Origin of the sequence: Streptomyces sp. CA-210063, from assembly GCF_024612015.1 — a bacterium.
Classification (GTDB): domain Bacteria; phylum Actinomycetota; class Actinomycetes; order Streptomycetales; family Streptomycetaceae; genus Streptomyces.
Genome location: NZ_CP102512.1, coordinates 4,645,575 through 4,670,499 on the forward strand (window position 1 = coordinate 4,645,575; position 24,925 = coordinate 4,670,499).

Sequence of the window (24,925 nt, forward strand, 5' to 3'; positions counted from 1 at the left end):
CCTGGCCCAGTCGCGCTCTGCTGATGCGAGTGTCCCGCAACCGCGCCACATACGCCGCGTCAGAGTGCCCGTAAACGGCCGCAACCCTTGAAGCGCGCGTGTGACCCGCCTGCCGTCAGCAGGGCCTGCGCCGCCCTGCCGACGGCCCCAGTCGCCCGATCGCCCTCTGTCTCACCTGGCACTGGTTACCGCACAGCGGCATCAGCGCATACACCCGCTTGGGGCGTCCGTCTTTCCGTCAGCCGAGAGGAGACGTCGCCTACGTGCAAGGGTTTCTCTGTCGGGTCCGGCGAGGCTGGAAGGTGACGGGCATGGCCATCGGCATCTCGGTGATCGGGACAGGATATCTGGGGACCACTCATGCCGCGTGCATGGCGGAGATGGGCTTCGAGGTGGTGGGGGTCGATATTGATCAGGAGAAGGTGGCTCTGTTGTCGTCCGGCAGGGCGCCGGTGTACGAGCCGGATTTGCAGGAGCTGCTTTCCAAGCACGTGGTGGGGCTGCCTGGATCAACGGGGTTGCTGCGGTTCACGACGTCATGGGAGATGGCTGCCACACGTGCGGATGTTCATTTCGTGTGTGTCAGTACGCCCCAGCGCCACGGTGGGCTTGCCGCGGACATGAGCCACGTGGAGGCGGCCATCGAGGCGCTTTCTCCTCATTTGAGCCGTCCGGCGCTGGTAGTGGGCAAGTCGACCGTTCCGGTGGGAAGCGCCGCTAGGCTGGCCGAGCGCCTGGCGCTGCTGGCACCGGTGGGGAAGGAGGCGGAGCTTGCCTGGAACCCCGAGTTCCTGCGAGAGGGTCACGCCGTGGGTGACACGCTGCGACCGGATCGCTTGGTCGTGGGTGTACGCAGTCGGCGCGCCGAATCTCTCCTGCGGGCGGTCTATGCCAAACCTATTTCCCAGGGAGTGCCTTTTCTGGTGACGGATTTCGCCACGGCTGAACTGGTGAAAGCTGCGGCGAATTCCTTCCTTGCCACGAAGATCTCTTTTATCAACGCCATGGCAGAGGTGTGTGAATCCGCAGGCGCCGATGTGCTGCAGTTGAGTGAGGCGCTGGGGCACGACGCGCGGATCGGCAAAGAGTTCCTCAACGCCGGCCTGGGATTTGGAGGCGGTTGTCTTCCCAAGGATATTCGCGCCTTCATGGCCCGTGCGGGCGAGTTGGGTGCAGATCAGGCTCTCACCTTCTTGCGTGAGGTCGACTTGATCAACATGCGCCGCCGGACACGTATGGTTGACATGGCCCGCCAGTACTGCGGCGGCGAATTTCTCGGTAAACGGGTGGCGGTACTCGGAGCGGCTTTCAAGCCGAACTCTGACGACGTCAGGGATTCGCCGGCACTGAATGTCGCAGCTCAGATCCAGCTGTACGGCGGACAGGTCACCGTGTACGACCCCAAGGCCAACGACAACGCACGGAGAGCCTTCCCGACACTCGACTACGTGGACTCGGCCCCGGAGGCGGCTCATGAAGCGGACATCGTGCTTCATCTGACCGAATGGCAGGAGTTCCGGGACATGGAACCCGCGGCCCTTGACGGGGTGTGCCACAAACGGATCCTCGACGGGCGCAACTGCCTGGATCCCGCACGCTGGCGGAAAGCCGGATGGACGTACAGGGCGCTCGGGCGCCCCTCACTCTGAGATGCCAGGGGGCTGTTCCCTGGAGCCGGTCACGGTCGGCAGGGAGACTTCCACTCCTGTGCGAGTGCCCCAGGCGGTGTCGCGCAGCGTGCACAGGGAGTAGACCCGCACCCACAGCAGGACACCCATGTGCAGCAGGCCGTACAGCGGAGCCAGCAAGAAGGTGCCCAGCCGTTCCGTCCAGGGGATCCGGGTACGGTCACCGGACTCCAGATATCTGACCGACCAGGCGTAGCTGAGGAGCATCGCATGCATGAGGTACACCAGCAGCAAGGCGCCCTGCGCACTGATGAGCATCATGACCATGGCGAAGATCAGCACCCCTGTGAAACAGGTCCAGGAAATCAACTCCAGCAGCGCCAGCCAGAATCCCGGCCTGCTGATCTGTCCGACCCGGATGATCCACAGCGATTCGCGGAAGAAGGATTTGTTCCACCGCACCTGCTGCCGCAGGTAGTGCCTGACGTGCTCGGGAACCAGAGTCCAGGCCACCGCGTTGGCCTGCAAGACCGCCTTCCCGGTCAGCAGGCAGTAGTTCGTCATGTGCCGGTCGTCGCCGAAGGTGGACAGCCTGCCCAGGAACCGCTGGTTGAGAAAGCCATGAAGGTGCTCTCGCACCACGGTCCCACGGTAGAAGGCCAGCGACCCGCAGCAACACAGAACCGCCCCCAGCAGGCTGTACGCGGCACGCTCGTACAGGAACGCATTCGCGTAACGAAGATCGATCAGCCGGGTGAGAACGTTCTTGCGGGCATTGAGGGCCAGTACCAGTCCGGTGACGGCGTTCACCTTGTCCGAGGCAAATGGAAGCATTCCCCGCTCGATGGCGTACTTGTCCAGCACGGTGTCCGAATCGATGCCCAGGTAGATGTCCGTATCGGCATGAAGTCGGAAACCGGCCGCCAGTCCCTGGCGTTTGCCCTTGTTCTCCGTAAATTCCACCACTTGGTAGCCGATGCCCGCGTCACGGAACCGGCGGACCACCTCGGGCGAGAGCGCGTAGGCCAACGCGCGAGAGTCCGTCGAGGCATCATCGACAACCACCAGCGTGGTCGGATGGCGGGTCTGATCCAGAACGCTGTCGAGACACTTGCCGAACGCTTCCGGGTCCTCGTTGTAGACAGTGATGATCGCGCCGACCGTCAGATCGTTCACCTTCGCCAGGTCCTCAGGGGCTGCGGCTGTCTGCGGCCGCCGGACGAGAGAAGCCCCCAGTTTGGCGAACATCAAGGCAAAGACGGCGGTCCCGTAGACAGATGCCATGGTGCCGCCCTGCGTGATCAGGATGATCGCCACGACCACCAGCATCGCAGCTGCCGAGACGAAGCGACTCATCGGTGACCACGCCGAGCGTGAGAGCGGGTCAACAACAACCCGAGGGCAATCAGAGCGAAACACCCCAGGACGATCCACAGGGGGAGGAACGCGCCACCCGCCAGAGCACGGTTCACTTCGGTATTGGCGAAGTCGGCATTCATGGCGCCGGCCTTCCTCTCGATACCCGGGCTGACTGGCTGGGGATATCCAGGATCTGCACTCACAGGCATGGTGGTTCCGTGAGCGGTTTACGAGGTGATCGACAATGAACACTGCACGTACCGGATTTTTGGAGCCGCCGCTTCGAGGCCATGCGCGTCTTCGCGAAGCTCCCCATACGCAACGGTCCGCGCACCGCCTACCCCGGCGGAGACACCGCCTTTTGCGGTGGCTTGGAGCGGACGGCCTGTCCACTAACTGAGCAACCAGCCCTGGGCCGAGCCGCTCAGTCTCCATCCGATGACACCAGCCTACGACGTTTGTCATGAATTGTCGGATCGGGATGGCAAGCTGCTGGGCGCTCTGCTGCAGCGGGTCACCTCGGCCGCACCCAGGTACTTGTCGGTGGACTAGAGCGCATCCTCGAGGCCCTCGCGGACCGGTACCGGCTCCGTCAAGGGCCGCTGGCCTGCCAATAGTTAGCCGTCATGTGAAGGCCGGACGCGGTGCCGACCAAGGTGAAGGCGCTGCGTTCGAAGGTGAAACGGCTGGTCGCCGGGGCTGGCTGGCCGAACCCGCGCCGGGCCGGTTCACGCTGGCTGCGGGCGTGAGCGGGCCAGGCGGCGGGTCATGAGCAGGATCATCGACCAGTAGATCATCGCCTCGGCGCTGTTGGTGCGGCGCTCGAAGTCGCGTGCCAGGCGGCGGGTGCGCATCAGGTGGGCGAAGAGGCGCTCGACGATCCACCGCTTGGGCAGCACCACGAACCCCTTCTGGCCGTCACTGCGCTTGACGATCGCCAACACCAGCGCGAGCGCCGTGAAGCAGTAGTCGACGAGGCTGCCGGTGTAACCGCCGTCGGCCCAGACCAAGGCCAGCCGGTGGTGCGCGCCGGCCACCTGCTCGAGCAGCACCTGTGCGGCGGTGCGGTCGCCGGTGTCCGCGGCGGTGACCATCACCCCCAACAGCAGACCGAGTGTGTCGACCACGACATGCCGCTTGCGCCCGTTGATCAGCTTGCCGCCGTCGAAGCCACGGCTGTCGGTGCCGACGACGGCGTCCGCCTTGACAGACTGCGAGTCGATCACGCCAGCTGTCGGCTCCGCGTCCCGCCCCTCCCTCTCGCGGATCCTTGATCGCAGCCGGTCGTGAAACTCCTTGACCAGGGCGTGGTCGCGCCAGCGGCGGAAGAACGCGTAGACGCGGTCCCACGGCGGGAAGTCGGCAGGCATGGCCCGCCACTTGATGCCGTTGTCGACGAGGTAGCGGACCGCATCGAGTATCGCCCGGTGGCAGTACGCCTCCGGCTGCCCGCCCCGGCCGCGCAACCAGCCGGGCACCGGCAGCAGCGGCCGGACCCCGGCCCACTCCGCGTCCGTCATGTCCGAGGGATACCGCCGAACACGTTCCGGGCGATCGACCGCATTCCCGAACAGGTGAGCGACACAATCACACGTCGGCTCCACCGGCGTAAGCGCGTACAACTGCGGCAATAGCGTCTCCTGAATCTCGGTTGGCTTCGCAACCCCGAGCTACCAAGAGGCCCCGCCTTCATGCCCATGGCCAGTGGCGATCACCCGATCGAGTCTCCCGTTCGACTCACAACCCTCAAGATCGGAAAGACAACAGCTTCTAAGGGTGCGCTGTACGCGCTGGGGGCCGCGCCGGAAGGCGTGGCCCCTTCCGTCATTACCACCGCACCATGTGGCAATCACTGCCTCGTGGCTCAACCCTTCTGTTGGTTCGGAGTGACTGGACGCGGCTCAGGACAGCGGGAGTTGGCCTGCGACGATTCCTTGGCCGAGCCCGCGAGGGCGGTGGCCGGGGATGCTGGGTACGCCCGAGGTGTGGAGGTGGTGAGCGAACTGCCAGTTCCGACAGCTGGCGTAGTCCCGCTCGTTGGCATGCGCGGCGTCGGCCGGTACGGAGTTGGTTCCCCATCCGGTGATCGGCCGCGCTCCGGTGAGGGTGACCGTGAGGTGCTGTACCTCGAGGTCTTGGACGTGTCCGGGGGCGACCTCGAAGGCGAGGTGGGGGTTTTCGCCCCACCGGGAGGGGTCGGTGGTGACGCCGCAGAGGTACCAGCAGATTGGGGTGGGGAACTCGTCGAGGGTGATGGCGGCTTCGGTGAGGTCCTGGTTGACCTGCTGGCTGTAGCGGCCGTGGAGGGAGCGGGCGCAGTGCTGGGTGAGGTCGATGCCGGTGACGTACTTGAGCCAGAGGTAGCGGTAGGTCCGGTTGCCTCTCGTGATGGTGATCTGTGGTGCGGGCACGGTTCCCCCGGGGTGTTGGGTGGTGCGGGGCAGCAACACCACCCCTCACCCTTATTATATATGCACTAAGCTGAGATTGTCACTTTTGATCACGTTCTGCGCAGGCCCGTATCAGGGCCTCGACCAGCGGTTTGTGCCGGTTGTGCCGGTACTCACCGGGGTACTCCATGTTGAACTCCGCTTCCAGCGCCGCCCGCCTGCGCTCAGGCGAGACGGGGAGCGGTCGGCGGCACTCCACGGTCAGCGACCCCCCGGTGTCGACGCCGATCCGCACCTCGCCGAAGTAGCGGCGGAGCAGGGCCGTCAACGACTCGCGGGTGTGGAACCGCTGCATGGTCCATACGCCGGCCCGGAAGGTGGCGGAGAACCCGTTCTCGTCGACGAACTCCAGAGCGCGCCGGTACCGGTTGTTGCGGTACTTGCGGCCACTGTTGCGCTTGGAGATGGACTTCATGTGGCGGGTGCCAGTGAAGAACACCCCGTCGTCCGCGCACAGGGTGTTGCACGTGATCAGGACGTGCTCCTCGAACTCCAGGCTGGTGATGGAATTGATGACGGAGTCGAGGACGACGACGTCGTACTGCCCGTTGGCGCGGACGTCGCGTTGGAGGTCACGGATGTGGGCGACGGTGGCCGCGACATCGAGGGCGTTCTGCGTGCCCTTGGCCTTGACGTGCGGCTCGTACCAGTGGGCGTCATACCCCTGCTCCTTGAGCATGGTGATGTAGGCGGCCTCGCCCGCGCCGAAGTCGACGATCCGCTGGGACTTCTTCAGCGTGGGCAGGACGTGCTTGACGTAGACGGCGGACTTGGCGGAGTCGCCGTCGTCGCCGCCGAGCCGGTGCATCTGGCACCAGTGCTGGTTGTACGGCTTGATGCCGAGCTGGGTGTAGTCGTAGACCCCGTACTCGCCTTCGAGCCAGACCAGTAGCTCGTCAGCCTCCTGGACGGAGACCCGGTAGCAGAGGACGTCCTTGCGGAGGTCGACGGCAGAGACGGCGTAGTCGTTGTTGAGGATGACGCGGCCGGCGTGGTCGGCGACGATCGAACCCCACGGCCCGTAGCGGGTGATGAGGCGGCTGATCTCGGAGCGTACGGCGGCCGAGTCGCGGGCCTGCACGGTGATCTCGTCGGAGGTGAGCCACTCCCAGCCGTGCACGCTCTCGTCGGCGACGGTGACGGTGACGCGGGAGCCGTCGGTTTCCACGCTGTTGTGGAGGAGGTTGAACTGGACCTCATCCTGGGTGGTGACGTGGGCGCCGAGGAGGATCGCCGGCACCGTGGTCACGTCGAGCGCCTTCAGTGACTTGGTGCGCTGGTGGCCCGCGACGAGGATGCCGTTGCCGTTGACGATGACCGGCTTGACGCAGCCGAACAGGTCGAGGGACTGCTTCAGGCGGCCGAACGCGTCGTCGGACAGACGCCGGGGGTTGTAGGGGGCGGGCTTGAGGCGGGCGAGCGGGTACTCCGCAACGAACTCAGGCAACGTTCTGCTCCTGGTCGTGCGGATCGATCAGGTAGTGCGCGAACCCGGCGTCGGTACCGCGGCTGTCGTAGAAGGCCTGGTGGACGTTGTTGAGGCGCTCGACCTCTTCCTTGGTGATCTGGACGCGAGTGGTTCCCCACTGGACGTAGCCCCAGGTGAGGTGTTCGTCGGCGACCTTCTCGCCCTCGGCGTCGGCGGTCTCGGCGGGCAGGACGCTGGGGACGTCGAGGGTGTCGAGGAGGGAGTCCAGGGCGTCTTGGTCGTAGCCGGTGCCTTCGAGGTCGGGCAGTTCGGCGAGGATGTCGGCCAGGAGGGCTTCGTCGTATCCGGCGAGGTCCGAGGTCCGGTTGTCGACGATGACGATGCGCGCGGCGGCGTCGTCGTCGACGTCGACGTAGGTGACGGCGATCTCGTCCCAGCCGAGTTCGGAGGCGGCGGCCCAGGTGTGGTTGCCAGCGAGGATCTCGTTGGGCCGGCCGGTGAGGTTTCCGCGGTTGACGACAAGGGCCCGGTACTGGCCGTTGACCGTCAGGGATTCCTTGATCGAGTCGAGGTTCCCGGTGCGCGGGTTGCGGTGGTAGGCGGTGAGGTTGCCGATCGGGACGGCGAGATCGGCGAGGGAGTCGGGGATACGAATGACGTCGTCGGACAAGTCCAGTCGTTCCTTCGGCGATTCCCCGCGCCGTGTCCGACAGCCTAGATGATCTGGTGTACCGGTGTCGGACAGGAGGCGGGGGTGCTGTCGGACACGGTGGCACGGTTGTGGCCACTGTGTCCGACAGCGTGGATCACTGCTGGTCAGGGGCCTGTTGAGGTGAGGCGGGGCGGGTGCTGACCCAGACGGTCAGTGGTCGGGTGCCTTCGGGGAAGGTGCCGGTGCGCCACGCGTGGCGGTAGGCGTGTGCCAGGAGGGACAGGCCGTGTCCGACAGCGTCCGACACACCGCCACCGCCCTTGAGGATGATCTCCAGATCCCGGGTGGCTCTGGGGCAGCGCAGCAGCGCGGACAGCGCGAGAGCCTCGCGGATGACGTCGGCCTGGGCGGCGCCGTCCCGTGTGAGCACGGCCAGGTGCTCGTGAATGTCGGGGGCGCGCAGCAGCGCGGCGAGCGCCAGGGCGTCGCGTACGACGGCGGTCTGGCTGGCTCCGTCCCGCATGAGGACGAGGAGGTGTTCGTGGGTGGTCTGGTCGACTCGGGCGCCGACCCTCTGCCCGACTTCGGGGACCGCTCCTCGCGTATCGTTCTGATCAGCCATCGGAGTGCATGCTCCTTCGGTCAAGGCCCCGGGCAGGAGTTGCAGTCTCCGCGCCTGGGGCCTGTTCGGTTGTGGTGGTGTCTGCCGCCCGGCTATGTCAGCTGCTGGGCGGAAGTTCGGGGTCTGGCAGCCGTGCGATCGCCGAGCTCCAGTCGGATTCGCTGACCGGCCACACGCGTCCGGTGGGCTCGTGGCAGTGCCAGCCGTTGGAGAGCACGTGGGCGGTCTTCCTGGAGCAGCGGATGACCCGCCAGCCGGACACCTTCCACGCCCGGCAGCGGATGCGGGAGGGGATGCTCGCTCGGTGGCTGCCCCGGGACTCAGTTGTCCGAAGTCGCTCGTACAGGGCGTCGAGGGCATCGCCGGTGATCGTATTCACCGTGTGTCGCTTGGCCAACGGGTCTCGCTGCTCGGTGAGCTGCCCCGGCCCGGATGGGTCCTGGTGGACCGTGCGGGCGTAGGCCTCTGCGTCCTGACGTGCTGTCGCCGGCATGTGGGTGCGGCCCGCGTACGCGCTGTCGAGGGCCTGCGTCTCGCGCAGGATGGCGATCACGAAGAGGGATGCCGCACCGCAGAAACCCAGGGTGTACCAGGGGGCGTTGTTGATGGAGCTGATCGTGGCGCAGATGATCAGCGCGGCTGAGGCGAGGCCGTAGAGGACGGCCAGGGTGCGGCTTCGGCGCGGCAGCGGGCGGTACGTGGTCACTGCTGGGTCTCCAAGAGGTGGCGCGGGTCAGCGGTTGTTGCAGCGGCACAGCCAGGCGGGCGGAAATGCCCAGCGGTCGCAGGAGTTGCACCATTCGGCTCCGGGCACGGGCGGCGTGCGCTCGCGCGGGGCTGCGTCAGGCTGCTGCGCGGGTGCACTGGGGTGATTCATCGGCTCGGAGTCCTCTCGGTTCCTCGATCGCGCGGGCGAGTTCGGCGTAGTTGTGTGCCGCCTCCTCTGGGGTGACCGGCGTGTACCGGTAGGTGCCCGGGGGTGGCGGCAGGGTGCCCTTGCGTCGTTTCTCGGTGAGTAGGTCGGCCAGCGGCCCGTACCGCTCTTCCATGAGTCGCTCGTAGAGCTCGGGATCGGCTGCTTCGTGAGCGGAGTAGTCGCGGGACATCGGCTGGCCCTTTCAGGCGTAAGGAGGCCCCGTCTGCGCGGACGGAAACGCGCAGACGGGGCCAGTCGTGGATGAGTCACCCCGTGGTGCTCCGCATCGGGCGGGGCTGCCTCCTGGCGGGCAGGGCGCGGGGGGTCGACCGCCCGCCAGGAGACGTGGGGGTGCCGTATGCCACGGCTGTCGGGCCTCTTTCGGGGGAAGGCCCGACAACCGAACCGTATCACTCTGTTTTGTAAACACCTATCTTTTGGTCGAGAGATGCCCCGTCTTCATGCTCATCGAGGAGAGCGGTACCGCAGGGGTCGGGTTCCGGAAAGAGCGCCTCCTGCACATCAGGGACGCGATCACTGGTGAAGCTCTGGGGGCTCATGCCGGTCCAGAGGTGAGCCGGTTCTGTCATCGCGAGGTCCTTTCAGTGGACGGTCGGGCCGGGGACAGCGGGTGTCAGGCCGCGCTGACAGCCTCGGCATTGACGATGATTTCCCGGGCTTCAGAGTGCGCCTTGGCCTGACGGAGTGCGAAGCGGGCCTTCTGCACGGCGTCGGCAACGCGGTCCATCTGCTCCAGCCGGGCGCCGACTTCACTTTCGAGGGCGAGGGCCAGGTCCGCGGGGTCCATCTTGACGAGGCCGTCGAGGAGGCCGCGGATGCGCTCGATCCCGTCGAGGGTGCTGCGGGTCTTGGTCTGGGTGCGAGCGCGCTCTTCGCGCTCCTCGACCGTCATGTCCTCAACGATCATGCACACTTCCTGATCCTGCTGCTGACGCAGGGCGAAAGCGAAGTGCACGAGCTGGTTGTCACCAGCGAAATCACCACGCGCCCACTTGGCGAGGACGGCGCGCTGATTGCCGTCGGTGAGCTCCGCGAGCTTCACGGCGGCCTGGGTGCCGATGTTGCCCGCGTCGACCTGCTCGGCGACTTCGGGGGTGAGCTTGAGGAGGGCGAGGCGCTGCTTGATGTACGGGACGGTCTTGCCGAAGTCGGCAGCGACGGTGGCCTCGGTGGCGCCCTCCTCCTCGGTGAGGATGCGGTCGTATCCGCGGGCTTCTTCAAGGGGGAGCATGTCGGCTCGGGTGACGTTCTCGGTCATGGACATCTTGAACGCCCGGAGGTCGTCCGACTCACCCTGGATCTTGGCCTCGATGGTGATGGCGTCGAGGAGTTGGTGCGCACGCCAACGGCGCTCGCCGGCGATGATCTGGTACCGGTTCGGGCCGAGGCGTCGCACGAGGATCGGCGCGAGGAGTCCGTACTCCCTGATGCTGTCGGCGAGTTCCTGGAGCTTGGCGGGATCGAAGTACTCGCGCGGCTGGTCTTCGTTCCGCTCGATGTGGGCCATCTTCAGGGTCTTGTTCGACACCGCTCACTCCAAGAGGCGTTGTGGTGAAGGGCCAGTCCCCCTCACCTCTTACCCTTATTTTATAGGCATTCATGACGGGGGAGAACTTCCCCGACAGAAATCTCATCCCCTGGACTCACTGAGCGCACAGAATCAAAACCACAGAGGGCCGCCGCCGACACCTCGGCAACGACCCTCCACAGTCCGACCCTTCAGCCGACAGTGTCCGATTCCCCCAACTCGGGAACTGGCGCATGATCAATGGGCGGGTGCCCGATCGGCTGAAGTGCCGCCCGGACCGCCCCCTCGACAAAAGGGGCGCCGGACTCCTCCAGCTCCCTGACAGCCGCCAAGACGGCCTTGACGTCGATCACTTGGACCCCCTCCCCAGCCCGCCAACGAGCAAATCAGCGGGATTGCACGGTCAGGCCCCCCTAGCCGCGCAACACGGGTAGATCCACTACCAGTCACACTTCTTTCACAGACAGTCCACGAGTGTCAAACAAGCATTCCGCTTGTATTGCCTGCGATACACATGGGGTGCATCCCATGCAGGCCAGGCATCCCGGCCTGTACGTTGGCGCCCAAGCAGACAGCCACTTCACCTCGCCCCGATGACCCTCTGGAGGACCGCTTGCCGCCGCCCGCCTCGCTCCACCAGAAGCTGATCATGCTTCGGCGGCTCCTGCTGACTCCGACCGGAAAGCTCCCAAGCCTCCGCGACCTGGAGCGCAACAGCGCGGACTCGACAGGGCGACCGGCCATCTCCCACTCGGCGATCGGGAAGATCCTCGATGGCTCCACTCCCGGGCTCGACAACGTCCCTGCGGTGGCTCGCGCGTTCGATGCCCCCGCCGCCTATCTGCTGCCCGGCTGGGACGACTTGACGGCACTAAGTGTCTTCGAACAGCACCCGGCGGCCCGACAGGCCCTGCGCCTCCTGGACGGCCTCGACGGCGACGCAGCGGATGAACTGCTCGCGGCCGCACAAGCCATCCGCCGCAGCCGCGGCCTGAACGACGAGGATGTCCCGGAAGCACCGCCTCTTGCTCCCCTACCAACCGCCCCGACTGATGGCAGACTGCGCCGCCGGCGCCTGTCGATGGCCCAGGCCGCGGAACGAGCGGCCGAGGACCTCCAGGGCTGAGAGCGAGCGTCAGCAAGGTCCGGGGTTAGTCCTCGTACCGCTCGATGTTCGCCTGATACCACATGGCGAGTTGGAAGTTGGTCTCCACGCCAACCTCCTGCCTCATCTTCGCGAGGGTCTTGGTGATGTGGCTTACCGAGACGCTCGTACGGCGCGCGACCTCCTTGTACGTACGCCCCTGCGCCAGCTCGCGAAGGATCACCTGCTGGAGCTGGACGCCCAGTTCGTCGGGATTCGGTTCTGTGCGTACCCCCCACTCGTGGGCGGCTTCCCATGAGGCGTCGAAGACGGCGGCACAGAACGCCACCAAGGCCGGGTCGGTGATGCACCACGCGGCGCGCTCCCCGCAGTGGACGTAGTCCTCGATGAACGCAGCGTCGTTGTCTATGACGACCATCTTGAGGAAGGGCTGCCGGGTTACCCGGAACTGGTCGCCGAGCGGCGCCATATTGCGCACGTAGGTACGGGCGAGTTCATCGGTCAGGGCGCTGGCGGGGTACAGGGTCAGCCCCTGGACTCCTCGTGTGGCGGCTTGGACGTCCCCGTCCATCGTGGCCATCGCCTCTGCTCGGCGCGGCCCCGGCTGCGCCGCCCGGATCGTGGTGCGCGCCGCGTCCGCGGCCTGCTTCAGGCGAGCTTGGACGAGTTCAGGCGTGCCGAGGTATTCGCTACCGTGACTGCGGGCCGGCTGGTACAGGTCACCCCAGTCAAGGACGCGCTGTGCGACCTTCGACATCTGACGCACGACCGTGCGGTGGTCCGCTGCCAGCCTCGCCAGCGCCCGACTCCCGGATTCATACGGGTTCAGGGGGAAGACGATCCCATCAGCTGGATCGATGGCGGCCAGGCCGGCCTTCAACAGCTCCTCCGCACCAGACCGCTCGGGCGTTACTGACTCACCGTCCAGTAGCTGCACGTAAAGGTCCTGCGCCAACTGCGATAACTTCAGGATGTCCGGTATCCCCACCAATTACCCCTGCCGAAATGAGCACTGATCATTCCGCCACCCCGACGTCGCTTGCCTTGCACAAACGTTGTCAGGAAGCGTGATTGGGCCCCCCTCGCCGCGCGCACACGTTCGAGCCTCTCGGACATCATCGCTCATCAAACTGAGGATCATTCGTGAAGCACCGCGCTCGCGCCCGCTGCCTGCTCGGCCTGACGGCAGTCACGGCACTGCTGGCCTTTGGCCCCGTCGGGGTAGCCGCCGCAGACTCCGAGGACACCTCGACTGCGGCCTCCGTCAGCAGCCACTCAACCGAGCAGCCGACGGAAGAAGCAGGCGTCTCGTCTGAGCGGCTGCTCGCCGACATCTCCTGGTAGGCACGTCGTGATCGACTCGGTCGTCTTCAGCCTGGCATGCCTCATCACGCTCACCGCAACCGTGGTGAGCGTGCGCGACGCATGGAACAAACGAACCCAGCTCACCTACCGACTAGCCCGCTGGGGGCGCTCCGTATCGGCCGCTGTGTGCTTCCTAGGCAGCGCCCTGTCGGTCCCCGCAGTCGCAGACTGGTGCGCCGAGGTCACACGCATCGACAACATCGCCAAGCTCGTCGCACATCTGTGCGCGGTCGGGTTCATCGCCGGTCTTCAGATCATGGTGGCGGACTGGACGTACGGCAGAGAGTTCGTCGGAACCGCGATGCGCGTCCGCCTCCTGATCGTGGCACTGGTGGAGGTCCTGCTCACCGTACTGTTCCTGCGCAGCAACCGCCCCGGCATCGAGTTCACCACGGACTTCGCGGACCACCGGAATGTCACCGGATACCTGCTGGTCTATCTGGCGTTCGGGGCGTACGGAGCCCTTGAGACCTGCGCGTTCTGCTTCGCGATGGCCCGCGCCCTGCCCAACCGCCCCTCCCACGCCAAGACCTTGCGCACCGGCCTGCTGCTCGTCAGTGTCGGCGCCGCCGCGACCGTGGGCTACACCATCAGCAAGGGTGGCTACCTACTCGCGAACCTGGCCGGGAACCCCTGGCCCCTTGGCGTGGAGAAGGCTCTCAGCTCACCTCTGGCAGGCCTCTCCATCTTGTTCATCCTGACCGGACTGACGTTCGTGGCCGTGGACTCCCAACGCAGGCGTAGCGCCGCCCGCACCACTCTCAAAGCCCCAGCCGCATAGGTCAGCTGAACGTTCCCTTTCAGTCGGCCGTGGTGCGCCACTCCAGGCGCACTCGACCGTCTTCGATGTGGCGGATCCCCTGAGCCGAGGCCTTAAACACCGTGACGCGCTTAAGAAGTAGCCCCGCGACTGCCCCCTTGGATGCAGCCGGCGCATGATTCCACCACTGCACCAGGTCCTCGACCGATTCCACCGGTGCAGTGGCGACCTGCTCAGCGAAGCGCAGTCGCGCCCGGGCCTGCTTGACCCTCTCTTTCGCCTCAGCCGTCTCGTCGTCGTGCTCGGCGTCATCGATCAGGCCGTTGTCGTGCTGCGCGTCTAGGTCCTTGACGGCGAACTGCGCGCGGCCCAACTCCAACCGGAGTTGGGGCAACAACTTCTTCACGCGCTCCAGCTCATCGAGCAGCGCCTTCCGGGCCCCGGGTCGGGACAACTGGGCCACTACGTACGTGCCGACGTAGTCCTCAAGCAGGCCTGCTGCCACACGCACCTTGCCGCAGCCGCTGCACCGATATCCGGGGGTGCTGCTGTTCGCCCGGGCGCCGGTCAGGGACGCGGTGCACTCTCCGCAGTCGCACAGCCCGTACGAGAAGGCGTAGTCGTAGCGCGCTTCCCGTTCTCGGACCTCGGGACGCTCGGCGTGGAGCCGTCGCCCTTCTTCAGGTTCGATGATGTGGGGTAGCCCCGTCTCAACCAGTTCCCCTGTTTCAGGGTCCTCTGCAAGGCCCGCGATGGCGGGGTGGTAGATCACCCTGTCGAAGCTAGCTGTCTGCCACTGAGAACCGCGGGTCGTCAGGTGCCCGGCAGCATTCATCCACCTGATCACATCGGGCTTCTTCTGACCGGCAAAGAGGCGTGTTACCGCCTCCCTGAGGGGAGACACCTCATCGCTCTTCAACCGCGTTCGAGCCTGATCTTCAAACCCGTACAGTCGCGCCATCAGTTCCTCTTCCGTCATGCCGGCCCTGACCCCGCTTCCCCAAGCAGAGCTGGCTTCCCCAAGCCACGGACCAGCAAGGTCGTAACACAACAGCGTTCTACCTATGTTGCGGGCAGGACGCACCGAACCGAGCCCGACACCAAGTGGGAGTACCGGACTGTCCTGTACCCCCACCCGAACCGCCGGGCGCCTTACCGTCCAACTCACTCGGGAGCAGAGGCCGGCCGGGAGTACTCCGCCGTGATGGCGGCCCTGAGCTCCCGTCGCGACTACCGCACCCGAAGGAGAGGCATCGCTGTTCTCTTATTGCGACCCCGCGACCCCGCGACGCCGCGCCTAGAATACGCGCCGCCCTGCGCGCGAACGCAAGCACGAGAGAGTAAGGCTGTGAGTAAGCGGTTGCACTGCGGATGTGGGTCGCTACCTGCAACTGGACCGCTCCCTAGGCCGCGTCAGGCAGCAGTCCCAGCACCCGCCAGAGGGCCATGGTAGGGACTTTGGTCGAGTTGCCGAGCTGGAGCACCTCCACCGGGAAGGTGCCTGCGTTGAGAAGTTCGTAGGCCTTGTTCCGCCCGATGCCGAGCGCCTTGGCCGCGATGGACACGCTGACGACGGTCGGGAGGCCTTTCAGCTCCTCGATCGTCATCGGTCCGGATTCCTGCGTACCGACTGTTGCTGCCATCACCTGGAGTCGCGTTCTCCCCCGCGCCACCCAAGATCAGCATACGCAAGAAGGCGCCTTGCAACGCAAGACGGGGACAAGGAAAGATCAATGCGACTCAGTAGAACTGGTGTGCCCATCCGTGGGGGGAGCAATGTTCAAGGACAAGACGTACAAGCGGTGCACATGCCGTGGCCCGGTCTACTACAAGAGGGGTCCACGGAAGGGGCAGCAGATCTTCAACGACGACGGCACCCCCAAGATCGGCCTCCTGGAGGGGGCTTGCCCTGAGCTGTCGAAGCGCGCCCACGGCTCCTGGTACTACTACATCGAGCTGCCCGCGGGCATCGGCGGACATCGACAGCGCGACAGAAGAGGCGGCTTCGCCACCCAGAAGGCGGCAGAGAAGGCGGCCGAAGCCTCGTGGAAGGCAGCACAGAGCGGCATCAACGTCCTCACGAACGAGACGGTTGAGGAGTACCTGCGCCGCTGGCACAAGAAGAAGGCCGCGGACCTGGCCCGTACGACGCACCACGAGTACGGGCGGGACATCGACCTGTACTTCATTCCGCACCTGGGCCATCTCAAGATCCGCGACCTTCGCGCCAAGCACATCCAGAACATGTACGACTGGATCTTGGAGGAGAACCTCCGGCGCCGGGAGCAGAGGCAGAAGGCCGACCAGCTCAAGCTGGCGATGGAGGCCGCCCAGACGGCGTGGCGGCAAGCGCCAGCCCGCACGCGTGAAGAAAAGGCCGCGCGGTCGGCCAAGCGAGGTGTGTGGAACGACGCCAAAGCCGCGTACACCGACGCACGGGCGAAGGTCCAGAAGGAGACCGGCCCGGCGACGATGGAAAGCATCAACGCGACGCTGAAGAGCGCCCTGTCCGATGCCGTCATCGAAGAGCTGATCGCGAAAAACTACGCCAAGTTCGTGACCCTCCCGAAGGTGAACAAGCCCGACGCCCTTGTATGGACGCCCGAGCGCATCGCCTACTGGGAACGGACCGGCAAGAAGCCGAGCCCGGTCATGGTGTGGGATGTCGAACAGACGGTGCAGTTCCTCGACTTCGTGGCCGAGGACCGGCACTTCACCGCCTGGCACATCATCATCTTCCACGGGCTGCGCCGGGGCGAGATCGCTGGTGTCACCTGGGATGACATCGACCTCAAGAACGGCGTCATCCACGTCGCGCGGCAGCGGGTCTCGGTCAACTACGAGATCCACGAGGACGATCCGAAGGCGGACAGCAAGGGCTCCGTCCTCATCAACTCCGACTCAGTGGTCCTACTGAAGGCCTGGCGCGAGCAGCAGCAGCGAGAGCGCGAGGAGTGGGAGGCCAAGGCGGGGGCGGGCACGTGGGAGAACCACGACAACCGCGTCTTCACTCAGGAGGACGGCTCGGAGTACCACCCGCAGCACTTCACGGACCGCTGGGACCTGCTCGTGGAGAAGTCGGGGCTCCCGCCAATCCGGCTCCACGACGGCCGCCACGAGGCTGGCACGCTGGCTCTCGCCGGAGGGGCCAAGACCAAGGCCGTGCAGAAGATGCTCCGTCACAAGACGAAGCGCATGACCGAGGACACCTACCAGGCCGTTCTCCCGGAGTTGCTGCGGGAAACGGTCGACGCGTCACAGAACCTGGTGGCGCAGGCCCGGAAGAAAAAGGCCAAGGCGGAGAAGAAGAAGGTCAAGAAGAAGACCAAGAAGCAGCCTCCCCAGCCTGCCGCCGCGTAGCCCTCACCACACCGTGGGGACGGTGTTGCCCCACCGTGTCCCCACAGCGTCCCCATTTACATGCAGAAGGCCCCCAAGATGATCTTGGGGGCCTTCCGTCTGACCACGTTTTGCCTGGTCAGAGGTGGAGCCGCCTTCGGGATTCGAACCCGAGACCTACGCATTACGAGCTGTCCGATCTTGGTCCACAGTGGTCCAGGGCAGTCCGCCGAGGGTTTCGCATTGCAGGTCAGGCGCCGTGCCGGACGTTCACGGACGAACACGTACCGCACCGGATTGACCAGCAATCGAGACTAGAACTGAGACTGACCCCAGGTGCCTTGACGAGGGCAGGAACGTCGACAGCCCGCACCATTCGGTGCGGGCTGTCGACGTACGCGGGGGTTAGCTGACAGGCGGCCCCCACTAGGTACGTTGCGCCGCGTCCGGGATGAGTCGACTCGTGAACCCCTGGTCTCGTAGACGCTCGTACGCGGCCACGACGGCATCCGGCACGGCCTGCTCGATGGCCAGACCCCAGTTGGGGAAGACGAGTACTCGTTGCAGGGCTCCGACGATCATGTCGATCACCATGCGGACGTCCCCGATGGAGTCTGCGTACTCCTCCAAGCCCATCGGCGTGGACGCGGATACGACCTCAACCTCGGGCCAGAGCCTCCGCATCATGGCGTACGAGCGCCGTTCTTCATACGGCTTGCTCACGAGCAGGACAGACGAGACCGGGACGCCAGCCTCTGCCAGCACCGCTTTGCTGAACTCGATGTTCTCGCCGGTGTTAGTGGCGCGCGGTTCCAGGAGTACGGCGGACTCCGGCACCCCGAGTTGCAACGCCCGCTCTCGGTAGTGGACAGCCTCGCCACGCGGCATGCGTGCTCGGGTCGTTGGACTGGTCGCCCCTGTGAACACGATCACTGGCGCCATGCCCTGGTGATACAGCTCCGCAGTCACGTCAGCCACGCCGAGGTCGTGACTGCCCAATCCGACAGCCACGGAGCAGGGCCGTGGGGTGTGGTGCATGCGGTGGTAGTCCCACAGAAGTCGGGCATCCGCCCATGCCTGTGCAGGGATCACTTACTCTCACCCTCTGCCTTCGCTGAGTCGGGCACTTTGAAGTCGTACGACCATGCGAACCGCGTCGCCGCATGCACCCCGATGGCGAACTCAACTACGGTCCCATCCGCCGTGTACGTGGTGCGGTGCAGTTCCACCACCCACTCACCCGGCGAGAGCTGGAGTAGCTGAGCCTCTTCCGCCGTGGGCACCCGCGCGAAGAGTTCCTCGGTCATGTGGTCGATCTCGTATCCGGCGTCGTACAGGACACGGAACCCGCCGCCTCGCCCGGCAGGGCCCGGGGTCGGGTCGACGATGCGGGTTCCTTCGACGTGTTCGGGCCGGTAGTAGCTGGTCAGGGTGTGAGTCGGCTGCGTGCCCTCTTTCACCACGCGCGCCCGTGCGTAGACGTCGGCCCCCTCTGGCAAGCCGTGAGCTGTGGCCACGGCTGCCGACGCTTTGACTCGGCTGACCGTCTGGGTCTGCTCGTTCCGGCGGTACGAGCGACCGGACGCCACGCGGTCCGCGATGAACGCGACCTCATCACCGTCCCGCCACTTCGCCTTGTCGTACCGCGCAATGCCGAGGCGCTTGAGCGGCTGTTGCCGGCGCACCACGGTGCCGTGGCCGCGCGAGGACGTCACCAGCCCTTGGGCTTCCAGCTCCTTGTACGCCTTGTGAACGGTGTCCTTTGACCCCTCGCCGGCCGCGACCAGGTCTCTGATCTGGGGCAACTGGGCGCCCGGCTTGATCTCGCCGCTCCTGATCTGCTCCGCGAACCTGTCCGCCAGCTCGCGCCACTTCGGTGCCACGCAGACCTCCTTTCGACACGTCCCAGTGAAGCACAGTCCTAGGACTGTTGACAGTCCCAGGACTGCGGTGCATTCTCTTCTCAGGCCGCTCGCAGTCCTAGGACAGCGAACGGAAGAGCCCTTCTTTGGGCTGCTTCAAACTGCACAACCGCAGAGCGCCCGGCGGGTCTCGTGAGGACGAGAACCTCTCTGACCAGGGGTTACCGCGCTTGCTGGGGAGGATCTGCTCTTTGAGAACTCAACAGAGTGTTTGAGGGAGACCCGCCCCACCTCCGCAAGCAAGCGGGCGGGCGCGCATGGGTTCTGTCCCGTGCGCGGTACAGCGCAACCCGACCTTTTCGCAGCTCAAGGGCTGCGCCGGTTGCCTCCGCTGCTCGTCTCGCACGAGCAGCGCTGAGGGGAGCCGGATTACCGACTTCAAACGGCGCGCGGCCCCGGGTGGCTAGACCCGGGGCCGCTGTTCAGGCCGTTCCACGCTGAGAGGAACACGACCCAATGAGTCCCATCGTCACTGTTCAGGACGCTGTTACCGCGTTCGCCGACTTCATGGAGCCGACGAACGCGGAGCTGGACGCGATCGAGCTGGAGGCCCCGCTGATCCTGGCGGAGGTCGACCTGCTCGACGCGCAGATCATCGCTCTCGACCACGTGCCCAACGAGGTGGACGCCAAGCGGCTGCGCCGGGCACTGGGCAAGGTGCTGCACGAGCGGCGGGCGCTGGCCAACCGCACCGCCGCCGGCCGCACGGTGGGGGGTGCGGCATGAGCCGGGGCCTGATGTACGTCCTCGTCCTTCCGCTGTTCGCTGCGGAGGTCTGGGCTCAGTTCGTCGCCCGCGATCAGCAGTTGGTGACGGTGTTCGCCGTGCTCGCCCTGGGCGTGCTCGCGGTCCGCTACCTGCTCGGTCCGAAGACCGACAGCGAGGCGTGCCCGCCTGACTGCGAGAAGTGCCGTGAGTCGTGGGGGGAGGACCTGTGAGCGCCGACCGGAACCTGACCGCCGCACACGCGGAGGTCAAGGCGGAGATCGCCCGGACCGACACCAAGACCGGTCTGCTGCTCGCCTTCATCGGCGCGGTGCTGGCCGGTGCCTGGACCATCGCCAAGGACACCCCGCTCAACCTGCCCGCCTACATCGTGGGCGGGTTCGGCATGGTGATGCTGGTCGCGGCGGCGGGTCTGCTGCTGCGCTCGGTGCGGCCCAACCTCAAGGGCCGCCACGGGTTCCCGCTGTGGGCAACGCTGACCGCCGAGGAGATCACGACCACGCTCGCCGAGGTCGACCTCAGCGCCGACATCGCCGGCCTGTCCCGGCTCGCGGTCGCCAAGTTCACCGGCCTGCGCCGCGCCATCGACCTCACCTGCGCCGGCGGGGCGCTGCTCGCCCTCGCGGTGCTGGTCGCTGTGGTGGGGAGTGCGGCATGAGCGCCAACCCGACACCGCAGGGGTTCGCCCTGCTGCTGATCGTGCTGGGCGGGCTGGGCATGCTGACCGCCACCATCGGCTCTGCCGTCACGCACGAGCACGTGTGGAAGGCCGTGGTTGCGGGCGGCGGCGCCGTCCAGGTCGCCGGGTGGCTCCTGCACGGTCGTCGTCTGCGCCGCCTGAGGGGCGGTGCGCGATGAACCTCAACCGCAAGGGCAAGGCGGCGCTGGTTCTGGCGCTGGTCGCGGTGGTCGGCATGGCGTTCCGGGTGTCGTGGAACGCGCTGCGGGACGTGGCGCGCGCGATCGGCGCGGATGGCACGGCCGCGACGCTGTACCCGTTCGTGGTCGACGGTCTGATGGCGCTCGCGCTGGTCGCGGCGCTGGTGCTGGTCGGTCGGGACCGCGATTTCGCGTTGCGGGTGCTGGGGACCTACACCCTCGCCTCGCTGGTCCTCAACTACGTGCACGGGCTCGTGCCGGAGTTGCACGGCGCGTCGGTCGACTGGGGTCGGCTAGCCGACTGGGATCCGGCGAACTACGCGCTGGTGCTGCTGGCGACGTCGCTTCCGGTCGGGTCGATCTACTTCGGTTCCGACCTGGTAGCCAAGGTGCTGCACCACCGCCCCGCCCCGACCACGGCGCCGGTCGCGAATGCGGAGGAATCTACCGAGACCACAATGAAACGGTCTACGGCTGACCTGCCGGAATCGACCCCCACGCCGATCACCGCGTCCGCCGTGGCGAACCCGGTACGGACGCCCGATCCGGTAGCGGTCGGGTTCCTGAAGTCGACTCTGCCGCTCAAGGCCGTACCCGCCATCGGATCGGCTCCGGCCAACCCGATCGGGTCGACTCCCAAGCGCACGGTGGCGGCTACGTCGCCCCGCCCGCGTGCGGCGACCGGTCGGGTTCCCACCGTGGCCCGATCGCCCCGGCCCAAGCGGACGCAGGCGCAGTTGCTCGATGAGGCCCGTACCGCGATGGCCGGTCTGCCGGACGCGAAGGTGACCGCTGAGGGCATCCGCCGTGAGATCCACACCTCACCGGCCAACGCCCGCGTGCTGCGGGATGCGCTGCTCGCCGAGCGCGCTGCTTCGGTCGGGACTCCGTGATGTCCGCCGCCTACGGCAAGTGCTTCGACCCGAGCGGGGCCCGCTACGGCATCCCTACCTTCCCTTGGAAGTACGCCCCCAGTGACGAGCAGTACGCGACCCGCCGCCAACTGCGGGCGCGTGGTCTGCGTCCGGGGGGTCAGCCGATAGCGGCGCAGGTCATGCGCATCAACCGCCGTTCCGGAACGGTCCGGGTCGCCTACCTCTACCGCATCGACCTCGCACTGCCGGTGCGGCCGATGACCTCGCGGAAGTGGGGCGCGCTCGCGCTCGCGATGCTCGCCCGCCGTACCTGCCCGACCTGCCAGATCACCTACAGCTACTGCATGCCGCGCTCGCTCGGCTGCTGCGTGCTGTGCGCCTACCCGGAAGGAACTGCCTGACATGGGCAACAACGCAGAGATCCGCCGTGTGGACCGCGAGATCGTCACGGCCACCGCCAAGCTGGAAGCGGTCAAGCGCGGTGAGTGGTGGCCGCTGACCGGCTCGGAGAAGCGGAAGGTGCTGGGCGCCCTGGCCGGCGGCTCGCGCAGCGTCGTGCGGGGCAACAGCCCCTCTCGCGCGGAGAGCAAGCTGGACCGGCTCTCGCAGCAGATCGAGACCCGGCTTGAGACCGAACTGAGCGCGCTGCGGACCGTGCGGGAGACCCTCGTGCGCGAGGACGCCAAGGCCAAGGCCAAGAACGTGGCAGCGGGCAAGAAGTCCTCGTCATGGTGGTGACCACGGACCGCCACCGCTGCCCGGCCGCGCACCCCGACGACCCGACCCTCTGCGTGGGGCCGCCCGTGGTGACTGTGCTGGACGCGGGCAACGCTGGCGCGGCCGGGTGCGAGCACCACGGCGCCCGGCTGCTGGCGTCCTTGGAAGGGGGCCGCGTCTACGCCCTGCCCGACGCCCCGGCCGGCGCCGCAATCCGGGTCTTCAAGGCCGCTGACGACATCCGCCCGTTCTGCTGGATCGACGGCCCGCGTACCGAGCCGTCCCAGCTCAGCCGTGCCGAGAACCGCGCCCGGCACCAGCACTGACCTCCCCGAACCTTCCCCCCTTTGCTGTGCCCCCGGACCGCTGGCCCGGGGGCAGTCAGGAGTACCTGCGTCATGTCCGAACCCGCCATCGAGAACGCCCCGATGGGTACCGTTCACCGCCTCGACGACCACCGCACCGGCACCACGACCCTGGTCGTCGACCTCGCCAAGCCCACCCCCGACACCGCTTCCGCCGCCCCGGCCGTAGAACCGGCTCCGGAGGGGGAGGCAGTTGACCGACCCGGCAACCCGCTCGCCGACTGGCTGACCGTCCCCGACGCACCCGTGCTGCCCGCGTGGGCCCGCTCGCGGGACTCCGTCATCGCCAACGTCCAGGCGCTCGGTCGGCTGACCTGGTGGCACACCCGCTACCACGGGTTCCGCACCCCGAAGTACCTGGTCAAGACCATACTGTTGGCCGTGCGAGGTTTCTTCCGGGCGGCGGCCGGTCTGTGGCCGACGCTGTCCGCGCAGGACCACAGCGCCGCCGTGAAGGCGCTGCGGGCGCAGGTCAAGGCCCGGCCCGAGGACGTCGACCTCGCGGCCCGGTTGCAGATGGCGCACTACGCCCGTACCCAGACCCGCCGTTGGCGCTTCGGGGCCGCCGCTGTCGCGGTCGCCACCGCCGCGCTCGGCATCGCGCTCGCACCTCCGCTGTTCCAGGCCGGCATCGCCGCCGCCGTGGTCACGCCGCTCGCCTACCTGGGACGCGGCAAGGAAACCCACCTGTTGGACCAGGGTGCGCCGCCGTTGAAAGTGGACATGTCCGCGCAGCAGCTCAACGACGCGCTGCGCGCCGCCGGCCTCCTGAAAAGCGGCAGCGGCAAGGACGACAAAGATCTTCCGAAGGTGTCGTGCACGATGGGCCCGGTCCGGGATGGCCGTGGCTGGGCCGTGATCTTCGACCTGCCGCGCGGCGGCGGCAAGACCGCCTCCGACGTGCTGGCCAAGCGGGAGGTCATCGCGCAGGAACTCGGGGTCGACGAGATCCAGGTCATCATGTCCCGCGTCCGCGCGGCCAAGGGCGGCAACGCTGGCCGCGTCTCGATGTGGGTGGCCGACGATGACCCCTACCTCGGACCGCTCAACCCGTCGCCGTTGGAGAAGGCGGAGAAGTTCTCCATCTGGGACGCGGTGCCCTTCGGGCAGGACGCCCGGGGCAACCGTATCGACGTGCCGGTCATGTGGCAGTCGATGTTCTTCGGTGGCCTGCCCCGCCGGGGCAAGACGTTCTCCCAGCGCCTCCTGACAGCGGCCGGCCTGCTGGACGCGTACGTGCGCCACTACGTCGCGGACGGCAAGGGCGGCGCCGACTGGATGCCCATGAAGCTGGTCGCCCACCGCCTGGTCCTGGGTGCCGAGGATGACGCGATCGAAGCGCTCAAGGCCATGCTGCGAGAACTGCTCACGGAGATGGAGCGGCGGTTCGCGCTGCTGCGGGACCTGCCCACCTCGGTGTGCCCCGAGGGCAAGCTGACCCCGGCCATCATGGTCAAGTACAACCTGCCGGTCATCTTCGTGACCATCGACGAGTTGCAGGAGTACTTCACCGCGATGGAGCGCGAGGACCGCGAGCAGGTCATCAACGACCTGTGCCGCGTCGCCCGCCGGGGCCCGGCCGCCGGGTTCATCTCCAACTTCGCCTCCCAGCGCCCCGACGCCGAGTCGGTGCCGGCGAAGCTGCGGGAGATCATCACCATCCGCTACTCGACGCAGGTCGTCGACCGCACCAGCTCCGACATGGTGCTCGGCAAGGGCAAGGCCGCTCAGGGCGCGGACGCGTCCGTGCTGTCGGAGGACCACAAGGGTGTGGGTGTCCTGGTCACCGGCCCCGCCTCCTACGTCACCGTGCGGGCCGACTACCTCGACGGCACCGGGTTCGCCGCGCTGTGCCGCAAGGGCCGCACCCTGCGCGAGGCAGCCGGACAGCTCACCGGCGACGCGGCCGGCGACGTCACCGCGGCTGCCGACGCGGCCGGCCTGACAGTCCCCGCGATCGTCTCGGACGCGCTGGAGGTCATGCGGCACTCGCCGCGCATGTTCACCACCGACCTGCTCGCCGGTCTCGTCAACCTCGACGAGGACGTCTACGGCGACTTCAACGCCGAACGTCTCGCCTCCGAACTGGAGAGCGCTGGCGTCAAGCGCACTAGCAAGCAGGTGAAGATCAGCGGCACGAACGGGGCTGGCTACCAGCGCCGTGACATCGAGGCGGCCGTGCCCGCCGAGGTGCTGCTGAGCGTCGGCAGGTAAAGACCCCCGCCCTACCCCACCCCCCGCACAAGACCCCTTCACCCGGCGGCGCG

28 protein-coding genes and 1 pseudogene are annotated in these 24,925 nt (G+C 66.8%); 15 read left to right on the forward strand and 14 right to left on the reverse strand.

Annotated features, from left to right (window positions below; all coding sequences use genetic code 11):
• Positions 1-311: 311 nt before the first annotated feature.
• Positions 312-1,649, forward strand: coding sequence for a UDP-glucose dehydrogenase family protein (locus JIX56_RS20040; RefSeq protein WP_257542573.1), 1,338 nt, complete (start codon positions 312-314; stop codon positions 1,647-1,649).
• Here the strand turns inward: JIX56_RS20040 and JIX56_RS20045 are convergent.
• Positions 1,641-2,984, reverse strand: coding sequence for a glycosyltransferase (locus tag JIX56_RS20045; RefSeq protein WP_257542575.1), 1,344 nt, complete (start codon positions 2,982-2,984; stop codon positions 1,641-1,643). The two genes, JIX56_RS20040 and JIX56_RS20045, sit on opposite strands and share 9 nt — an antisense overlap.
• A 554-nt stretch (positions 2,985-3,538) precedes the next feature.
• Between JIX56_RS20045 and JIX56_RS20050 the strand changes: the two are divergent.
• A pseudogene (locus JIX56_RS20050) lies at positions 3,539-3,759 on the forward strand (hypothetical protein); the annotation flags it as partial.
• Here the strand turns inward: JIX56_RS20050 and JIX56_RS20055 are convergent.
• The 8 genes from JIX56_RS20055 to JIX56_RS20090 form a co-directional block, all read right to left on the reverse strand.
• A complete protein-coding gene (locus JIX56_RS20055) occupies positions 3,716-4,507 on the reverse strand; it encodes an IS5 family transposase (protein WP_257542577.1) in 792 nt (263 codons plus the stop codon). The pseudogene JIX56_RS20050 and the gene JIX56_RS20055 overlap by 44 nt on opposite strands.
• A 381-nt stretch (positions 4,508-4,888) precedes the next feature.
• On the reverse strand, positions 4,889-5,398 hold the full coding sequence (locus JIX56_RS20060; protein WP_257542579.1) for a hypothetical protein: 510 nt from the start codon (positions 5,396-5,398) through the stop codon (positions 4,889-4,891).
• Positions 5,399-5,477: 79 nt separating this feature from the next.
• The gene (locus JIX56_RS20065) at positions 5,478-6,884 is read right to left on the reverse strand and encodes a methyltransferase domain-containing protein (protein ID WP_257542581.1); all 1,407 of its coding nucleotides are present in this window, start codon (positions 6,882-6,884) and stop codon (positions 5,478-5,480) included.
• Positions 6,877-7,536 (reverse strand): ParB/RepB/Spo0J family partition protein, encoded by a 660-nt coding sequence (locus JIX56_RS20070; RefSeq protein WP_257542583.1) that lies wholly within the window; start codon positions 7,534-7,536, stop codon positions 6,877-6,879. The genes JIX56_RS20065 and JIX56_RS20070 overlap by 8 nt, the downstream gene beginning before the upstream one ends.
• A gap of 136 nt (positions 7,537-7,672) precedes the next feature.
• A complete protein-coding gene (locus JIX56_RS20075) occupies positions 7,673-8,140 on the reverse strand; it encodes a hypothetical protein (RefSeq protein ID WP_257542584.1) in 468 nt (155 codons plus the stop codon).
• A 97-nt stretch (positions 8,141-8,237) separates the two neighbouring features.
• Entirely contained in the window at positions 8,238-8,846 is a 609-nt protein-coding gene (locus JIX56_RS20080; RefSeq protein WP_257542585.1) for a hypothetical protein, read from the reverse strand.
• 136 nt (positions 8,847-8,982) lie between these two features.
• Complete coding sequence (locus JIX56_RS20085) at positions 8,983-9,246, reverse strand: hypothetical protein (RefSeq protein WP_257542587.1); 264 nt, start codon at positions 9,244-9,246, stop codon at positions 8,983-8,985.
• A gap of 444 nt (positions 9,247-9,690) precedes the next feature.
• Positions 9,691-10,605: a ParB/RepB/Spo0J family partition protein gene (locus JIX56_RS20090; protein WP_257542589.1), complete on the reverse strand. Its 915-nt coding sequence runs from the start codon at positions 10,603-10,605 to the stop codon at positions 9,691-9,693.
• A gap of 613 nt (positions 10,606-11,218) precedes the next feature.
• On the opposite strand from JIX56_RS20090, the gene JIX56_RS20095 reads away from it, so the two are divergent.
• Positions 11,219-11,731 (forward strand): hypothetical protein, encoded by a 513-nt coding sequence (locus JIX56_RS20095; protein ID WP_257542591.1) that lies wholly within the window; start codon positions 11,219-11,221, stop codon positions 11,729-11,731.
• A gap of 25 nt (positions 11,732-11,756) precedes the next feature.
• On the opposite strand, the gene JIX56_RS20100 is transcribed toward JIX56_RS20095, so the two are convergent.
• Entirely contained in the window at positions 11,757-12,698 is a 942-nt protein-coding gene (locus tag JIX56_RS20100; RefSeq protein WP_257542592.1) for a hypothetical protein, read from the reverse strand.
• 155 nt (positions 12,699-12,853) lie between these two features.
• On the opposite strand from JIX56_RS20100, the gene JIX56_RS20105 reads away from it, so the two are divergent.
• Both JIX56_RS20105 and JIX56_RS20110 read left to right on the forward strand, forming a co-directional pair.
• The gene (locus JIX56_RS20105; protein WP_257542594.1) at positions 12,854-13,054 is read left to right on the forward strand and encodes a hypothetical protein; all 201 of its coding nucleotides are present in this window, start codon (positions 12,854-12,856) and stop codon (positions 13,052-13,054) included.
• A gap of 70 nt (positions 13,055-13,124) precedes the next feature.
• A complete protein-coding gene (locus JIX56_RS20110) occupies positions 13,125-13,856 on the forward strand; it encodes a hypothetical protein (protein ID WP_257542595.1) in 732 nt (243 codons plus the stop codon).
• Between the two features lie 19 nt (positions 13,857-13,875).
• Here the strand turns inward: JIX56_RS20110 and JIX56_RS20115 are convergent, their stop codons facing one another.
• Together JIX56_RS20115 and JIX56_RS20120 are read right to left on the reverse strand one after the other, a co-directional pair.
• The gene (locus JIX56_RS20115; protein WP_257542596.1) at positions 13,876-14,814 is read right to left on the reverse strand and encodes a zinc ribbon domain-containing protein; all 939 of its coding nucleotides are present in this window, start codon (positions 14,812-14,814) and stop codon (positions 13,876-13,878) included.
• Between the two features lie 424 nt (positions 14,815-15,238).
• Entirely contained in the window at positions 15,239-15,442 is a 204-nt protein-coding gene (locus JIX56_RS20120; RefSeq protein WP_257542597.1) for a DNA-binding protein, read from the reverse strand.
• 169 nt (positions 15,443-15,611) lie between these two features.
• Between JIX56_RS20120 and JIX56_RS20125 the strand changes: the two genes are divergently transcribed.
• The gene (locus JIX56_RS20125; RefSeq protein ID WP_257542598.1) at positions 15,612-17,195 is read left to right on the forward strand and encodes a tyrosine-type recombinase/integrase; all 1,584 of its coding nucleotides are present in this window, start codon (positions 15,612-15,614) and stop codon (positions 17,193-17,195) included.
• Between the two features lie 405 nt (positions 17,196-17,600).
• Here the strand turns inward: JIX56_RS20125 and JIX56_RS20130 are convergent, their stop codons facing one another.
• Both JIX56_RS20130 and JIX56_RS20135 read right to left on the reverse strand, forming a co-directional pair.
• Entirely contained in the window at positions 17,601-18,266 is a 666-nt protein-coding gene (locus tag JIX56_RS20130; protein WP_257542599.1) for a YdcF family protein, read from the reverse strand.
• Positions 18,263-19,057, reverse strand: coding sequence for a GntR family transcriptional regulator (locus JIX56_RS20135; protein WP_257542600.1), 795 nt, complete (start codon positions 19,055-19,057; stop codon positions 18,263-18,265). Before JIX56_RS20135 ends, JIX56_RS20130 begins: the two co-directional genes overlap by 4 nt.
• Positions 19,058-19,552: 495 nt before the next feature.
• Between JIX56_RS20135 and JIX56_RS20140 the strand changes: the two genes are divergently transcribed.
• The 9 genes from JIX56_RS20140 (at position 19,553) to JIX56_RS20180 (ending at position 24,872) form a co-directional block, all read left to right on the forward strand.
• On the forward strand, positions 19,553-19,822 hold the full coding sequence (locus tag JIX56_RS20140) for a DUF6284 family protein (protein ID WP_257542601.1): 270 nt from the start codon (positions 19,553-19,555) through the stop codon (positions 19,820-19,822).
• On the forward strand, positions 19,819-20,034 hold the full coding sequence (locus JIX56_RS20145; protein ID WP_257542602.1) for a hypothetical protein: 216 nt from the start codon (positions 19,819-19,821) through the stop codon (positions 20,032-20,034). The genes JIX56_RS20140 and JIX56_RS20145 overlap by 4 nt, the downstream gene beginning before the upstream one ends.
• Positions 20,031-20,480 carry a Pycsar system effector family protein gene (locus JIX56_RS20150; protein WP_257542603.1) on the forward strand — a complete coding sequence of 150 codons (450 nt, stop codon included), beginning with the start codon at positions 20,031-20,033 and terminating at the stop codon, positions 20,478-20,480. Before JIX56_RS20145 ends, JIX56_RS20150 begins: the two co-directional genes overlap by 4 nt.
• Complete coding sequence (locus JIX56_RS20155) at positions 20,477-20,680, forward strand: hypothetical protein (RefSeq protein WP_257542604.1); 204 nt, start codon at positions 20,477-20,479, stop codon at positions 20,678-20,680. Before JIX56_RS20150 ends, JIX56_RS20155 begins: the two co-directional genes overlap by 4 nt.
• Positions 20,677-21,594 carry a DUF2637 domain-containing protein gene (locus JIX56_RS20160; protein WP_257542605.1) on the forward strand — a complete coding sequence of 306 codons (918 nt, stop codon included), beginning with the start codon at positions 20,677-20,679 and terminating at the stop codon, positions 21,592-21,594. Before JIX56_RS20155 ends, JIX56_RS20160 begins: the two co-directional genes overlap by 4 nt.
• Positions 21,594-21,977, forward strand: coding sequence for an RRQRL motif-containing zinc-binding protein (locus tag JIX56_RS20165; RefSeq protein ID WP_257542606.1), 384 nt, complete (start codon positions 21,594-21,596; stop codon positions 21,975-21,977). Before JIX56_RS20160 ends, JIX56_RS20165 begins: the two co-directional genes overlap by 1 nt.
• 1 nt (position 21,978) lies before the next feature.
• Positions 21,979-22,314 carry a hypothetical protein gene (locus tag JIX56_RS20170; RefSeq protein WP_257542607.1) on the forward strand — a complete coding sequence of 112 codons (336 nt, stop codon included), beginning with the start codon at positions 21,979-21,981 and terminating at the stop codon, positions 22,312-22,314.
• Complete coding sequence (locus JIX56_RS20175; RefSeq protein WP_257542608.1) at positions 22,305-22,619, forward strand: hypothetical protein; 315 nt, start codon at positions 22,305-22,307, stop codon at positions 22,617-22,619. Before JIX56_RS20170 ends, JIX56_RS20175 begins: the two co-directional genes overlap by 10 nt.
• A 72-nt stretch (positions 22,620-22,691) precedes the next feature.
• Positions 22,692-24,872, forward strand: a complete 2,181-nt coding sequence (locus tag JIX56_RS20180) for a cell division protein FtsK (RefSeq protein WP_257542609.1) — start codon at positions 22,692-22,694, stop codon at positions 24,870-24,872.
• Positions 24,873-24,925 lie beyond the last annotated feature (53 nt).

Bases quoted from the DNA above. Each gene is read 5' to 3' on its own strand.
- JIX56_RS20040 (WP_257542573.1), top strand. From the start codon at position 312: ATGGCCATCGGCATCTCGGTGATCGGGACAGGATATCTGGGGACCACT.
- JIX56_RS20045 (WP_257542575.1), bottom strand. From the start codon at position 2,984: ATGAGTCGCTTCGTCTCGGCAGCTGCGATGCTGGTGGTCGTGGCGATC.
- JIX56_RS20055 (WP_257542577.1), bottom strand. From the start codon at position 4,507: ATGACGGACGCGGAGTGGGCCGGGGTCCGGCCGCTGCTGCCGGTGCCC.
- JIX56_RS20075 (WP_257542584.1), bottom strand. From the start codon at position 8,140: ATGGCTGATCAGAACGATACGCGAGGAGCGGTCCCCGAAGTCGGGCAG.
- JIX56_RS20085 (WP_257542587.1), bottom strand. From the start codon at position 9,246: ATGTCCCGCGACTACTCCGCTCACGAAGCAGCCGATCCCGAGCTCTAC.
- JIX56_RS20115 (WP_257542596.1), bottom strand. From the start codon at position 14,814: ATGACGGAAGAGGAACTGATGGCGCGACTGTACGGGTTTGAAGATCAG.
- JIX56_RS20120 (WP_257542597.1), bottom strand. From the start codon at position 15,442: ATGACGATCGAGGAGCTGAAAGGCCTCCCGACCGTCGTCAGCGTGTCC.
- JIX56_RS20125 (WP_257542598.1), top strand. From the start codon at position 15,612: ATGTTCAAGGACAAGACGTACAAGCGGTGCACATGCCGTGGCCCGGTC.
- JIX56_RS20140 (WP_257542601.1), top strand. From the start codon at position 19,553: ATGAGTCCCATCGTCACTGTTCAGGACGCTGTTACCGCGTTCGCCGAC.
- JIX56_RS20145 (WP_257542602.1), top strand. From the start codon at position 19,819: ATGAGCCGGGGCCTGATGTACGTCCTCGTCCTTCCGCTGTTCGCTGCG.
- JIX56_RS20155 (WP_257542604.1), top strand. From the start codon at position 20,477: ATGAGCGCCAACCCGACACCGCAGGGGTTCGCCCTGCTGCTGATCGTG.
- JIX56_RS20160 (WP_257542605.1), top strand. From the start codon at position 20,677: ATGAACCTCAACCGCAAGGGCAAGGCGGCGCTGGTTCTGGCGCTGGTC.
- JIX56_RS20165 (WP_257542606.1), top strand. From the start codon at position 21,594: ATGTCCGCCGCCTACGGCAAGTGCTTCGACCCGAGCGGGGCCCGCTAC.
- JIX56_RS20170 (WP_257542607.1), top strand. From the start codon at position 21,979: ATGGGCAACAACGCAGAGATCCGCCGTGTGGACCGCGAGATCGTCACG.
- JIX56_RS20175 (WP_257542608.1), top strand. From the start codon at position 22,305: ATGGTGGTGACCACGGACCGCCACCGCTGCCCGGCCGCGCACCCCGAC.
- JIX56_RS20180 (WP_257542609.1), top strand. From the start codon at position 22,692: ATGTCCGAACCCGCCATCGAGAACGCCCCGATGGGTACCGTTCACCGC.